Origin of the sequence: Pararhodobacter sp. (genome assembly GCF_034676545.1) — a bacterium.
Lineage (GTDB): Bacteria > Pseudomonadota > Alphaproteobacteria > Rhodobacterales > Rhodobacteraceae > Pararhodobacter.
Window position 1 is genome coordinate 2,737,316 of the sequence record NZ_JAUCBZ010000015.1, and the last position, 13,541, is coordinate 2,750,856.

Annotated in this window: 13 protein-coding genes; 10 read left to right on the forward strand and 3 right to left on the reverse strand. The window is 61.7% G+C overall.

The genetic code is table 11. The features are described 5' to 3' along the window. Window positions 1–13: 13 nt before the first annotated feature. The 3 genes from VDQ28_RS16930 to VDQ28_RS16940 all read left to right on the forward strand — a co-directional run bounded on the left by VDQ28_RS16930 (window position 14) and on the right by VDQ28_RS16940 (window position 4,618). The gene (locus tag VDQ28_RS16930) at window positions 14–2,176 is read left to right on the forward strand and encodes an indolepyruvate ferredoxin oxidoreductase subunit alpha (RefSeq protein WP_323037047.1); all 2,163 of its coding nucleotides are present in this window, start codon (window positions 14–16) and stop codon (window positions 2,174–2,176) included. After that, on the forward strand, window positions 2,173–3,723 hold the full coding sequence (locus VDQ28_RS16935; protein WP_323037048.1) for an indolepyruvate oxidoreductase subunit beta family protein: 1,551 nt from the start codon (window positions 2,173–2,175) through the stop codon (window positions 3,721–3,723). Before VDQ28_RS16930 ends, VDQ28_RS16935 begins: the two co-directional genes overlap by 4 nt. A 139-nt stretch (window positions 3,724–3,862) precedes the next feature. After that, window positions 3,863–4,618, forward strand: coding sequence for a hypothetical protein (locus VDQ28_RS16940; RefSeq protein WP_323037049.1), 756 nt, complete (start codon window positions 3,863–3,865; stop codon window positions 4,616–4,618). 41 nt (window positions 4,619–4,659) lie between these two features. Here VDQ28_RS16940 and VDQ28_RS16945 read toward each other — a convergent pair whose 3' ends face one another. Together VDQ28_RS16945 and VDQ28_RS16950 are read right to left on the reverse strand one after the other, a co-directional pair. Further along, entirely contained in the window at window positions 4,660–5,544 is an 885-nt protein-coding gene (locus VDQ28_RS16945) for a DMT family transporter (protein ID WP_323037050.1), read from the reverse strand. 195 nt (window positions 5,545–5,739) lie between these two features. After that, window positions 5,740–5,976 (reverse strand): DUF2061 domain-containing protein, encoded by a 237-nt coding sequence (locus VDQ28_RS16950; RefSeq protein WP_323037051.1) that lies wholly within the window; start codon window positions 5,974–5,976, stop codon window positions 5,740–5,742. A 123-nt stretch (window positions 5,977–6,099) separates the two neighbouring features. Between VDQ28_RS16950 and VDQ28_RS16955 the strand changes: the two genes are divergently transcribed. The 3 genes from VDQ28_RS16955 (at window position 6,100) to VDQ28_RS16965 (ending at window position 9,131) form a co-directional block, all read left to right on the forward strand. Beyond that, window positions 6,100–6,942 (forward strand): helix-turn-helix transcriptional regulator, encoded by an 843-nt coding sequence (locus tag VDQ28_RS16955; protein ID WP_323037052.1) that lies wholly within the window; start codon window positions 6,100–6,102, stop codon window positions 6,940–6,942. A 448-nt stretch (window positions 6,943–7,390) separates the two neighbouring features. After that, on the forward strand, window positions 7,391–7,819 hold the full coding sequence (gene rnk, locus VDQ28_RS16960) for a nucleoside diphosphate kinase regulator (protein WP_323037053.1): 429 nt from the start codon (window positions 7,391–7,393) through the stop codon (window positions 7,817–7,819). Window positions 7,820–8,216: 397 nt separating this feature from the next. Continuing rightward, on the forward strand, window positions 8,217–9,131 hold the full coding sequence (locus tag VDQ28_RS16965; RefSeq protein WP_323037054.1) for a mechanosensitive ion channel family protein: 915 nt from the start codon (window positions 8,217–8,219) through the stop codon (window positions 9,129–9,131). Between the two features lie 32 nt (window positions 9,132–9,163). Here the strand turns inward: VDQ28_RS16965 and VDQ28_RS16970 are convergent, their stop codons facing one another. After that, window positions 9,164–9,703 carry a HutD family protein gene (locus tag VDQ28_RS16970; RefSeq protein WP_323037055.1) on the reverse strand — a complete coding sequence of 180 codons (540 nt, stop codon included), beginning with the start codon at window positions 9,701–9,703 and terminating at the stop codon, window positions 9,164–9,166. Window positions 9,704–10,113: 410 nt separating this feature from the next. On the opposite strand from VDQ28_RS16970, the gene rfbC reads away from it, so the two are divergent. From rfbC to rfbA, 4 genes are read left to right on the forward strand one after another with little or no spacing between them, the layout of a single operon-like run. Continuing rightward, window positions 10,114–10,680, forward strand: coding sequence for a dTDP-4-dehydrorhamnose 3,5-epimerase (gene rfbC, locus VDQ28_RS16975; RefSeq protein ID WP_323037056.1), 567 nt, complete (start codon window positions 10,114–10,116; stop codon window positions 10,678–10,680). After that, the gene (gene rfbB / locus VDQ28_RS16980) at window positions 10,677–11,738 is read left to right on the forward strand and encodes a dTDP-glucose 4,6-dehydratase (protein ID WP_323037057.1); all 1,062 of its coding nucleotides are present in this window, start codon (window positions 10,677–10,679) and stop codon (window positions 11,736–11,738) included. Before rfbC ends, rfbB begins: the two co-directional genes overlap by 4 nt. Window positions 11,739–11,780: 42 nt before the next feature. Further along, window positions 11,781–12,635, forward strand: coding sequence for a dTDP-4-dehydrorhamnose reductase (gene rfbD, locus VDQ28_RS16985; RefSeq protein WP_323038149.1), 855 nt, complete (start codon window positions 11,781–11,783; stop codon window positions 12,633–12,635). Beyond that, entirely contained in the window at window positions 12,632–13,525 is an 894-nt protein-coding gene (gene rfbA, locus VDQ28_RS16990) for a glucose-1-phosphate thymidylyltransferase RfbA (RefSeq protein ID WP_323037058.1), read from the forward strand. Before rfbD ends, rfbA begins: the two co-directional genes overlap by 4 nt. Window positions 13,526–13,541 lie beyond the last annotated feature (16 nt).

Below are 13,541 nucleotides of genomic sequence, written 5' to 3' on the forward strand. Positions count from 1 at the left end.
AACGGAGAACACCATGGCCGAACGGTCCTTCAAGAAGGAAGTCGAGCACCTCAAGCTGGGGCATGGCGAGACCTTCACCGGCGAGGGGATTTTGGCCATCACAAAGGCGTTGCTGGAATGTGGCGTGGGCTATGTCGGCGGCTATCAGGGCGCACCGATCAGTCATCTGATGGATGTGCTGGCCGATGCCGAGGAAATTCTGGGTGAGCTTGGCGTGCGCTTCGAGGCCAATGCTTCGGAAGCTGCCGCCGCCGCGATGCTAGCCGCCTCGGTGCATTATCCGATCCGCGGGGCGGTAACCTTCAAGGGCTCGGTCGGCGTCAACGTCGCCTCGGATGCGCTGGCCAATCTGGCCTCCTCGGGCGTGACCGGTGGTGCGCTGGTGATCGTCGGCGAGGATTACGGCGAGGGCTCGTCGATCATGCAGGAACGCAGCCACGCCTTTGCCATGAAATCGCAGTTCTGGCTGCTCGATCCGCGCCCGAACCTGCCGTCGATTGTCAAAGCCGTCGAACAAGGGTTCGAGCTGTCCGAGGCCACCAACACCCCCGTCATGCTGATGGTGCGCATCCGGTCGTGCCATGTCACCGGCAGTTTCCAGACCCGCGACAACCAGCGCCCGGCGCTGACCGTGCGCGATGCCCTGTCGAACCCGCGTCGCGATGTGTCGCGCATCGTTCTGCCGCCGATGTCCTATATGCAAGAGCAGGACAAGGTGAAGAACCGCTGGCCCGCAGCACAAGCCTATATTCAGGCGCATGGGCTCAACGAGATCTTCGGGCCGGAACAGGCCCCGGTCGGCATTGTGTTGCAAGGCGGCATGTATAACGGCGTGATCCGCGCATTGCAGCGGCTGGGTCTGGCCGATTTGCAGGGCAACACCGAAATCCCGCTCTATGTGCTCAATGTCACCTATCCGCTGGTCGCCGATCAATTCGCCGCCTTCGCCGCCGGCAAGGACGCGGTTCTGGTCGTCGAAGAGGGCCAGCCCGAGTTCATCGAGCAGCAATTGGGCAGCCAGTTGTTCCGCGCCCAAAGCACGACCCGGCTTTATGGCAAAGGCGTGTTCCCGATGGCCGGTGAATACACCGGGCAGGTGATGCTGGACGCGGTCGAAGCGTTTCTGCGCGAGGCTGCGCCAAGCCTGTTACCGGCCCAGATCCGCGCGCCCAACGCCCCCGCCACGGTGATCCCCGACCTGTCGAAAACCGTGCCGGTGCGCCCGCCCGGGTTCTGCACCGGCTGCCCCGAGCGGCCGATCTTTGCCGCCATGAAACTGGTGCAGGAGGATCTGGGCGAGCATCAGATCTCGGCCGATATTGGCTGCCATTTGTTCGGCTCGCTGCCGCCCTTCAACATCGGTGGGGCGACGATGGGCTACGGGCTTGGCCCGGCCTCGAACGGCGCGTTTGACGGCGGCGGCGAGAAACGCCCCATTGCCGTGATGGGCGACGGCGGGTTCTGGCACAACGGCTTGTCGTCCTCGATCGGCAATATGGTGTTCAACAAATCCGACGGCGTGGTGGTGATCGTCGATAACTACTATTCGGCGGCGACCGGCGGTCAGGATGTGCTGTCATCACGCGCCGACAACGCCACCAAATCCACCGGCAACCCGATTCAAAAGGCGCTCAGGGGCGTTGGCGTGGAGTGGGTGCACCAGATCGACCACACCTATGACGTGAAACGCATGCGCGACACGCTGACCGAGGCGCTGACCACCAAGACCAAAGGGCCAAAGGTGATCGTCGCGTCGTCGGAATGCATGTTGAACAAACAGCGCCGCGAAAAGCCGCTGATGGCGCAGGCGATCAAGGACGGGCGGCGCGTGGCCAAGCCGCGCTTTGGCGTCGACGAGGATATCTGCACCGGCGACCACGCCTGCATCCGCCTGTCGGGCTGCCCGTCGCTCAGCCTCAAACGGCTGGATGACCCGCTGCGCGATGATCCGGTGGCCAGCATTGACCAGACCTGCGTCGGCTGCGGCAATTGCGGCGAAGTTGCCGATGCTGCGGTTCTCTGCCCGTCGTTCTGGAAGGCTGATGTGGTGCACAACCCCTCGGCGATGGAAACGCGGATGAACCGCTGGCGGCAAGGCATCATCACCTGGCTTCAGGCGCGGCGCACCCGCAAACGTCTGGATTTCGACAGCTATCAAGGGATTGCCGCAGAATGACCCAGCAGCTCTCGGGACTGGATGCGCGTCCGCAAGACGCCCGCATGGACACGATCATCAAGCTGGCGGTCATGGCGGTTGGCGGCCAAGGCGGCGGTGTGCTGACCGGCTGGATCGAGGCGGTCGGCCGGGCCAATGGCTATGCGGTCCAGACAACCTCGGTGGCCGGCGTGGCGCAACGCACCGGTGCGACGATCTATTACGTCGAAATGGCCCCGGCCAGTGCCGGCGCTGCCCCGGTGTTTTCGCTGGCCCCCGCCGCGGGCGATGTGGATATCCTGATTGCCGCCGAGATGATGGAGGCGGGCCGCGCCATTCTGCGCGGGTTCGTCACCCCGGACCGCACGACGCTGATTGCGTCCAGCCACCGGTCGCTGGCGGTCAGCGAAAAAATGGCCCCCGGTGACGGGATCGTCAACCCGGATGAGGTCTTGCGCGCTGCCGAGGTCGCAGCCAAACGCCTGATCTTGCAGGATATGGAGGCAATGGCGGTCGGCGTTGGCTCGGTGATTTCCGCCAGCCTGTTTGGTGCTTTGGCGGGATCGGGCGCGCTGCCCTTTACGCGTGACAGTTTCGAGGCCGCCGTTCGCGCCTCGGGTCGTGGGGTCGAGGCGTCGTTGCAAGCCTTTGCCCGCGGTTTTGACGCGGCCAATGACCCGACGTCCCCGGCCGCCCCACCGGCGGCGCCCGCCCGTGCCACCGTGGTGCGAGGCCCCGGAAAACTGGAGCGTGCGTGGGCGGCGCTGACCGAACGCTGCGCCAACCTGCCCGAACCGGTCCTCGCCATGGCGCTGGCCGGGTTGCGCAAGGTGGTGGATTTTCAAGACCTTGACTACGGGCGCGAGTATCTGACCCACCTTGACCGCGTGCTGGCCCTCGACAACGCTGAACGCGGATATGCCCTCAGCCTTGAGGCCGCCAAATATATCGCCAACGCGATGGCCTATGATGATCTGATCCGCGTCGCCGACCGCAAGACCCGCCCTGCCCGGTTTGAACGCATCCGCGCCGAGTTGGGCATCGGCCCGGATCAGGTGGTGCACCTGACCGAATTCACCCATCCGCGTGGCCTCGAAGTGGTCAGCCTGTTTCCTGCACGCCTTGGCCGCTGGACCGAGGATCGCCCGCGGCTGATGGCCTGGATCGACCGGCGCGTGAACAAGGGACGGCGGCTGCGCTCGGATGGGTTGTGGAATTTCTTGCAGCTTTATCTGCTGGGCGGGCTGAAAGTATATCGCAAACGGACGCTGCGCCACGCGGTCGAACAGGCGCATCTCGAGGGGTGGTTGACCACCGTTCTGGACCTCGCGCGCACGGATTATGCGCTGGGCGTTGAGGCCTTGCGAATGCGCCGCCTGATCAAAGGCTATTCCGACACCCACGCACGCGGCCTGTCGAAATTTGCCCGCGCGATGGAGGGGGTTTCGCTGGTCGCCGGGCGAGACGACGCCGCGGACTGGGCGCGCCGCCTGCGCGACGCCGCCTTGCAGGACGAGGACGGCAAAGCCCTGGACGGCGCAATCAAGACGATCCAGTCCTTCGTCTGACGTCAACGCCACGTTGGTGGGATGACCTCGCCGCGACTTCGAGGCCAGTGCAGGACAACTGCACATGTGCAGTTGTTTTACGCAAAATCGGGCTTATCTGCCGTGATCAACACGCATTTGTCGAGAACGGGAGAAAACCATGACGAAGATTGATCTCCCGCAATACCCGACGCGCCACGGGTATATGTCGGAAAAAATCCAGCTGGACTACATCACGGCTGCCATTGAAAAGAAGCTGTTGCCCCCTGACGCGCATCGGATGCCGGAAATTCTGTCGCTCACCGCGCCCAGCGATCCGTCCCGGCCGATCCAGTTCTGGCAGCTTTATTCGGTGCTGGGTCAAGATCCGATTGTGCGGATCGTTCAGGATTTCTACCAGCGGGTGTTCGCGGATGAGGATTGGTTCACCTCGGTTTTCGCGCGCGTGGGCGATGTTGGCCACCACATCAACACGCAGGCCTCCATGTGGATCGACGTGATGGGCGGCGGGCCGTATTATCATGGCGCGGAGTTCCGGTTGCATTTCCATCATACGCATAACGCCATGCAGTTGATGACCGAAAAGGGCGCGGCGCGGTGGTCGCAGTTGATGTTGGACACGCTGGAGGCCAGCGATGATCTGAAACGCGGCGACCCAAGGATCCGGCCGAGCCTCAACACGTTCCTCTCTCATTTCATGGCCAAATACGCCGAGGAATTCGCGTTTGAAAACCGCAGCGTTTTCGGCGAGACCAACCCGCCTTACCTGCAAAAGATCAACTTCAGGACGATGACCGAAGAGGCCATTGCAGCGCTGAGCGAGGATGATCTTGGTGCGGCATTGACGGCACGCGGCGTCGATATCTCGATCTATCAGGGCAAAGACGCCCTGGTGCGCAAGGCGCTGATGCTCTGAGCCTCATTCTGGCGCGCATGGCCGCACTTTGCGTCAGGGCGTTACCGGTTGCTGCGGCTTTCGCGCCAGATCACCAACACCCCGCCGACGGCGATCAAGATTGCACCCGGAAAAAGGTCCTGCCAGGGGGCCTCGCCGAAGAACACCCAGCCGAACACAAAGGCCATCGGGATACCCAGATAACTGAAAGGCGCCAGATTGCTTTGCTCGGTCATGCGATAGGACACCATCAACAGCAAAACCGCGATGCCGCCCGCGATGCCCATCGCGACGATCCACCCCAGATCGTACAGGCTTTCGACCGGAGAAAACCCGCCGAATAGCCCCGCGATCGCCACAGAGCCGATCACCGCGTAGCCAGAGGAATACAGGTTGACCAAGGCGCTCGGGACGTCCTGATCGAACAGTCGCGCGGTGACCCCGGTGAGCGCATACAGTGCGGCGGCGGCCAGCGGCAAAAGGGAGTTGGTGGAAAACGTGTCACGCCCCGGCCCCATCACCATCACCACGCCCACAAACCCGACGATCACCGCAATCCATCGCAACCGGCCAACCCGCTCGCCAAGAAGCAGCACCGCAAATGCGGTCATGAAAACCCCGCTGGAATAGGAAATCGTTGTTGCGCTGGCAAAGGCGATCCGGCCCAATGACAGGTAGAACATGAGTTGTGCGAGGGCGACAATCAGGCCGCGCACGGCCACCAAACCCCATTGCCGCACCCGCAGGCGCCGCCCCTTTTGGTGCCAGGCCTGCGACGACCAAAGCGCGATCGCACTGGGGATCAAGCCAAACACATTGCGATAAGCCGACAATTCCGCAGCGCTATAGTCTGTAGACAAGCGCTTGATGATCAACCCCATCAGGTCGAAGAACACCAGTGATATCAGACTGATGCCAATCGCAAGCGCCACGGACCCCGTCGGCAAGGCAGGTATTTTCCGACCGTCACTCATTTCGGTTTGGCAAGGCGTTTCATCATGTCAGCAGCATAGCTTCGGAAAGTCGATTGTGACCTGCCTATCATCGCTGAGGGTGCCGAATGCGTGTGGCGCGCGACAAAAGAGCCACGCAGTATTGCCACTTGGCGCGATGCCGCGACCCGACGCGCCGTTGCCCCGGAGTCAGTGGCCGGAACTCGGTTGATGCTCGCTCGTGCCGGCGGCCCGCCCCCATGCCACGCGGGACCAGATCAACTCGTGAAAGAAATACGAGATGAAACCTGCCAGCGATCCGGCCAGGGCAATGCCGCCGCTGGCCGCCACCGACCCCGTGAACACAAAGCCGATGAGCATCATCGAGAAGAAACCGGCGACTTGCCATGAGACGGCTTTGGCAAAGAGTTTGATTGTGCTGTCCATTTGAAATCGCTCCGCTACGGGGTTCGTTTCAACGGTGGTATCCGACCCGTACAAGCATGGACATTTGGCATTTTTGCTGCAAACAGTCCCGTATGGTGACAATAATCTGCAAAGAAGATTGAAATGGACAAACGTGACCGTGCCGACCTGTTCCGTGAGCGTCTGCACGATGCCATGTCGCGCAAATCCGTGACGCGCAGCGCGCTGGCCAGAGCAACCCGCGTGGATCGCTCGACGATTGGCCAACTCCTCAAGGAGGATCAACCCCGGCTGCCCAACGCACAACTGGCCGCGGATGTCGCGGTCGCGCTGGGTGTCAGCACCGATTGGCTGTTGGGTCTGACCAACCGGCCCGAAACCCCGGGCGACATTGTTGCCGCGGCCATGTCCCTGAGCCCCGCCGAGCGCACGTCTGCCGATGCGCAGCTTCTGAAATGGCACCAAGAGGCCGCCGGATACAAAGTCCGCCACGTTCCCGCGACCTTGCCTGATATTCTCAAGACGCACGACATGCTGCATTGGGAATACGCTTCGTTTCAGGAACGCCGCGTGCCCGAAGCCTTTGCCGCGATGCAGGATCAGTTGGCGTGGCTGACGTCTGGCGTCTCCGACTATGAAATCGCGCTGCCGATACATGAAATCGAGTCCTGCGCGGCGGGAACGGCCTATTACAAGGGGTTGTCTGAACGCGTCCGGTTCGATCAACTGCGGTTGATAGCCGACCAATGCGAACAGATGTTTCCAAGACTGCGCGTGCTGCTCTTTGATGCGCATACCGTTTTCAGTTCACCGGTGACGATTTTTGGCCCCAATCTGGCCGTCGTCTACGTTGGGCAATGCTATCTTGCCTTTCGCGAGGTCGAGCGGGTCAAATCGCTGACCCGCCATTTCGACTGGCTGGTGCGCGAGGCCGTGGTTGATGCGCGCAAGGTCCCGTCCTACATTCGCGCGCTGATCACCGTGTGACGGGTTCGATTGCGTCGGATAATGCGCGGAAGTGGGCCCAAAATGCCATGTCACAATGTCGTGGTGAACTTGTTGCCACGCGCCAATTGACATACCGCAGGGCCAACCCTACATCTTGAAGCATGAAGGTTCATGCAGATCATTTCCGATTTCTTTTGCTGATCCGCCCGTTTCCTCGGGCGGAGTCAGGCGCGAGCGTGCCTTCCTAACCTCCCGAGGCCTCCTCAAATTCCGGACGTGAACCCAAGGCACCCTTTCGCCTGGGGTAGCAGTGCACAAGACCCGCTTTTTCCAATTGGTCAAGACAACCCGCTGACGCACTCGCTGCGTGGCGCTTTTTCCATGTCTTGCCATGTCCGATATCTGACGCCCACCGCAAAACCACCCGCATTCGTCTTTCGCCAACACCCTGACCCACCGTTCCATCGCCAAACAAAGGAGGCTACCCATGACGCAGCAATTGACTGAAACCGCCAAGAAACCCCGTCCGCGCAACCCAAAGCTTGTGATCAATGCGGATGAGCTGGTCCATATCGAGGCGTTGATCGAAGGGGCAATGCAGCGCAATCCCGCGCTGGCCGACCGGCTGATGGACGAAATCGGCCGCGCGCGCATCGTTCCGGCAGCAAAAATGCCCACGAATGTCGTCTCCATCGGCAGCACGGTGGTATACCGCGATGAAACCACCGGTCAGGAAAAATCGGTGACGCTGGTGTATCCCGAGGATGCGGACATCTCGCGCCAGAAGGTGTCGATCATGACGCCGATCGGGGTCGCGCTGTTGGGTCTGGCGACCGGCGCGGTGTTCTACTGGGACACGCGCGACGACAAACGTCGATTGCTGACAGTCATCAGCGTGGAACAACCCACCACATGATCCGTTTTCGCCCTCGAATGATCCCCGGCGTCAACGTCATCTTAACGGCGCTCGGCGACCCCAGAGCAAGCCCCGGCGACCCGTAACAGGGGCCGGGCTTGGCTCTGGGGGGAAAATGAAAATCGCCCAGCGCCATGCCAGCCAAGTCTCGGAGTAAGATTGTGAAACATCACTACGGTCGTGCAACCTGTTCAAATTGCAAACAAACACTGCCAAAAGCCGCCTTTTATCGGTGCCCGTCCTGCCTGACGCCCATCCGGCGACGCGCCAAGTCCGATGGGTCCGGGCGCCGGGAAAGCAATACCACCCTCGCGCTTGCTTTTGCACGGCTCCGTCATCATAGTTTGAGGATTGCCCGGAAATTCATCCGTGCTCAACCCGATGAAGCGATCCTGATATGACGACCAGACAGCATGTGCGCGGGTTGGTATGGCCGGCGATCTTCGTGCTTCTCAGCTTTGCTTTGGTCATCACCCTGCTGGAGGTCGAGGTCCCGGCTCTGAACGGGTATGACGAGAACCTGTTGCTCGGTGTCACGGCGCTGGCCTATTTCGCGACGGCCTGGTTTGTCAGCCGGATTTTTGCCCTGGCGCTCGATCATGCATCGGCGCGCCGCCGACCGTTTCCGCGCCTGCTCAAAGACCTGATTGCGGCGTTGCTGTTCCTGTTCGCCTTTGCGGCAACCGGCGCAATGTTCATGGGGCAAGGCGCGATCGGCGCGGTGGCGGGGTCTGGCCTGATCCTGGCGATGCTGGGCTTTGCGATCCGAAATGTGGTGGCGGACACGTTATCTGGCGTGGCCTTGGGTGTCGAAGGCCCGTTTCGCATTGGCGATTGGGTCGATATTGATGGGCTGGCACGCGGCAAGGTCATTGAGATCGGCTGGCGCACAACGCGCGTCATGACGCGGGATTCGGCGTATCTCATCCTTCCCAACAGTCAGATCGCACGCCAACGCATCACCAACTATTCGGCACCAAGGCCACAGTATCGCGCGCAACTCTCGATCTTGCTTGATCATTCGATCCCGATTGCCACAGCGCGCGCTATCATGCTGGGGGCCGTGAAAGACGCCAAGCTGATCATGCATGACCCTGCCCCGGACGTGCGCGTCGTGTCTTATGAGGAAGGCGGCATTGCCTATGCCGTTCGCTATTGGCTGACGCGATTTGATCGCGATGTCGACTGCCGCGACGAGGTCTATGGCTTGATCGACAGCGCTTTGCGAAAGCACGGCAACGTGGCACCCCGTCGGCGGGTTGAACTCGTTGATGCGGCGTCCCTGGCGGCGGAACCACCATCCACGCCCTGAGACGCCGCGCTCATCCAACCTCGTGGCAGCGATCAGGCACCCGTTTGCGTCAGTGTGATACGCAGGGCCCGCGCGTCTTGGGACAGCACGACGGGCTCTGTTGCGTCGAACACCGTGGTCAAGGGGGCCAGTGTTTGCGTGCCGCTCCGCGCTGCGCCCGCAACCACAAAAAGCACGGTCCCGTCGCGCTCTGGTGAAATCTCGCACGGACCCCTGAGCACCTCGACGTCGGCGGCTATTCGATCCGGCCTGAAAATCACGTTCAGATCGCGGATCGGTCCCTCTGGCAAACGCCCTATCACCGGCAGGTCACCTTTGAACGACACCGGTGCCAAGGGCGCGGCAGGGATCGGCGCATCGGCCGTCTCCAGCACCATGCCCGCGCCGTCGATGACCGTGAGAATGCGGTGCAATCCGGCAAAGGACGAAAACGGGCCCTCGCTGCTGACATCCGCGAGACTGATGCGCCAGATGAGGCCGTCTTCATCGCGCTGTGCCGCGATCTCCCGGGTGATGCCGCCCCCATTGGCCCAGGGAGCCGCAACCAACTGGTCATAGGTGATCACGCGCATTGGTTCAGGCTTTCAAAGCCACGCCGATATTCTGGCGCGATGGTTGACCCTGCATCGCGGCCCGGGCACGCAAGCGGCGCATCGTGCGGAACATGTGTCATCGAGGCCAATCCTTTCGCGTAAAACACACCATACGCGTGCCAGAGTATCAAACCGATTACAATCGTGGAACCAGTCGCCAGCACCCCATAAAGCGCGCATGCCAGCCTGCCGCCTGTATCGCCACGGCGATCCTTTTGGCGGCGCACACCGTCGCGCATCGCGGCGGTCACGGCGCGCAATGATTTTGTCCCCAAGACCATTTTCGCGCGGTTCAACGAGCACGTCTAAATCTTGTCTGCTCGTTGCGCCGCGCGAAAACTCTTGCTACCCAGATCAAATCGCCCTGTGACCCCGCATTTGGAGCCGTGATGAACATTGTTGAGACCGGCATGTCCGGGGTCCTCGTTCTTGAGCCTCGCCGATTTGGCGATGCGCGGGGATGGTTTTCCGAGACGTGGAATGCGCGCGCCATGATGGCCGCCGGGCTGACCTTCGACTTTGTTCAGGATAACCATTCGTTTTCCGCGACCAAAGGCACGTTGCGGGGGTTGCATTACCAGCGCCCGCCCCATGCACAGGACAAGCTGGTGCGCTGTTCTCGCGGCGCGATCCTGGATGTGGCGGTGGATATCCGCAAAGGATCACCGACCTATGCGCATTGGGTTGCGCGTGAGCTGACGGCAGAGAACGGACACCAGATGCTGATCCCGAAAGGGTTTCTGCATGGGTTCGTGACCCTGACCACGGATTGCGAGGTGCAATACAAATGCACCGACTATTACGCGCCCGAGTGCGACCGTGCCGTGCGCTGGAATGATCCACAGATCGGCGTGGACTGGCAGCTTGGCGGGGCGACCCCGCTGCTGTCGGACAAGGACGCAAACGCCATGTCCCTGGCCGATCTGGACAATCCGTTTTCGTGGAGTGACGCGTGAAAATTCTTGTTACCGGTGGTGCCGGGTTCATTGGTTCGGCGGTTGTGCGCCTTGCGGTATCGCGCGGGCATCAGGTGGTGAACCTCGATGCACTGACCTATGCCGCCTGCCTCGATAACGTGGCCGAAGTTGCAGACAGCCCGCTTTATACCTTCGAGCACGCCGATATTCGCGACCCCGCCGCCCTGACGCGGATTTTCACCACGCACCAACCCGACGCGGTGATGCATCTGGCCGCCGAAAGCCATGTGGATCGCTCGATCGACGGTCCGCGCGATTTCATCGAGACCAACATCACCGGCACCTTCAACATGCTGGAGGCCGCGCGCGCCTATTGGACACGGGCCAACACGCCAGCGGGGTTCCGGTTTCACCATATCTCGACCGATGAGGTGTTTGGCTCCTTGCCCAACGACCCGGCGCAAAAATTCACCGAAACAACACCTTATGACCCACGCTCACCTTATTCGGCGTCCAAGGCAGCGTCGGATCATCTGGTGCGCGCCTGGCACGAAACCTATGGCCTGCCCGTCGTCCTGACCAATTGCTCGAACAACTACGGTCCCTATCATTTCCCCGAAAAGCTGATCCCGGTGATCATTCTCAACGCGCTGGCGGGCAAGGCCTTGCCGATCTACGGTGATGGCTCGAACGTGCGCGATTGGCTCTATGTCGAGGATCACGCCGATGCGCTGCTGCTGGCGTTGGAAAAAGGCAAGCCGGGCCACAGCTATAACATCGGCGGCGAGAATGAGCGCAGCAATCTGGAGCTGGTGCAGACGCTTTGCGCGATTCTGGATGCCAAACGACCCAAAGCCGCTGGGGTTTATGCCGACCAGATCACCTTTGTCACCGACCGGCCCGGCCATGACGCCCGCTATGCCATCGACCCGTCACACATTCGCGCCGAATTGGGCTGGCGGCCCTCGGTGACGGTTGAAGAAGGGCTTGAGCGCACGGTGGATTGGTATCTGGCCAACGAGTCCTGGTGGCGGCCACTGCAAGCGCGACAGGGCGTTGGCGTGCGGCTGGGGATCAAGGACACAGACCGCGCATGACGCTTTGACACGATTTCAACCGGGAGTTTCGCCTTGAGCGCCATGCCAACACTTCTCGTCTTTGGAGCGACCGGGCAAGTTGCGACCGAACTCCGGCGGCTCGCGGGTGCTGCTGTGTTTCTGGACCGCGCCGCCTGTGATCTGTCCGATCCAGACGCCGGCGCGGCGGCGATCCGCAGGCATAGGCCGCAAGCGGTGATCAACGCTGCCGCCTGGACGGCGGTTGACGCCGCCGAGACGCAGGAAGCTGCGGCGACCGTGATCAATGGCGCGGCCCCTGCTGCCATGGCCCGCGCCTGTGCCGATCTGGGCATTCCGTTTGTACAGATTTCCACCGATTACGTCTTTGATGGACAGGGTGACGCGCCTTTCAAACCCGCTGACGTCACCGCACCTTTGGGGGCCTATGGCCGCTCAAAGCTGGTCGGGGAAATGGGGGTGCGCGCGGCGAATGGCCCGCACGCGATCTTGCGAACCTCGTGGGTGTTTTCGGCGCATGGTGGCAATTTCGTGAAAACCATGCTGCGGCTGGGCCGGGAACGCGACAGCCTGACCGTCGTGGCCGACCAGATCGGCGGGCCAACCCCGGCCCGCGCCATTGCCCAGGCCTGCCTCGCCATTGCCGACCAGTTGCGCAACTCGCCGCAGAAATCCGGCACCTATCATTTTTCCGGCGCGCCCGACGTCAGTTGGGCCACATTCGCCCGCGAGATCATGGCGCAGGCAAACCTGCCCTGCACCATCACCGACATCCCCACCAGCGCCTACCCCACCCCGGCCCTGCGCCCGGCAAACTCGCGCCTTGAGTGCCAGACGCTGGACGTTTTCGGCCTCGCAAGGCCTGACTGGCGGCGCGGCCTTCGTGAAACCCTGAAAGAACTGGACGCCCGCCCATGACCACGCCGACCGCGAAACCCCGCAAAGGGATCATTCTTGCCGGTGGGTCCGGCACCAGGCTGTATCCGTTGACGATTGGCGTCTCGAAACAGTTGATGCCGGTCTATGACAAACCGATGATCTACTTTCCGCTCAGCGTGCTGATGCTGACCGGCATTCGCGAGATTGCCATCATCACCATGCCCGACGATCAGGCGCAGTTTCAACGCGCTTTGGGCGATGGCAGCCAATGGGGCGTAAAGCTGACCTGGATCGTACAACCCTCGCCGGACGGGCTGGCGCAGGCCTATATCCTCGCCGAAGACTTCCTGGAGGGCGCGCCCTCGGTCATGGTGCTGGGCGATAACATCTTCTTTGGCCACGGCTTGATCGAGTTGCTGGCCGACGCCTCGACGCAAGGCACCGGGGCTACCGTTTTCGGCTATCGGGTGGCCGACCCGGAACGCTATGGCGTGGTGTCCTATGATGATCAGGGGCACGTCACCAGCATCATCGAGAAGCCCGAGAAACCGCAGTCGAATTACGCCGTGACGGGGATCTATTTCATGGATGCCAGCGCCCCGGCGCGCGCGCGCAGCGTTAAACCCTCGGCGCGGGGCGAGTTGGAAATCGTCTCGGTGTTGCAAACCTATCTCGACGACGGACAACTGACCGTGCAGCGCATGGGGCGCGGGTACGCGTGGTTCGATACCGGCACGCACAGCAGCTTGCTGGATGCCGGAAACTACGTCCGCACGCTGCAAACGCGGCAAGGTCTGCTGGTCGGCAGCCCCGATGAGATTGCCTATGAAAACGGCTGGATCAGTCTTGAGGCCCTCGAAGAGCGGGCGAAAATCTTTGCCAAGAATGACTATGGCACCAGTCTCACGCGGCTGCGCAATCCGTCCTGAAGCGGGCGAAAAGCGG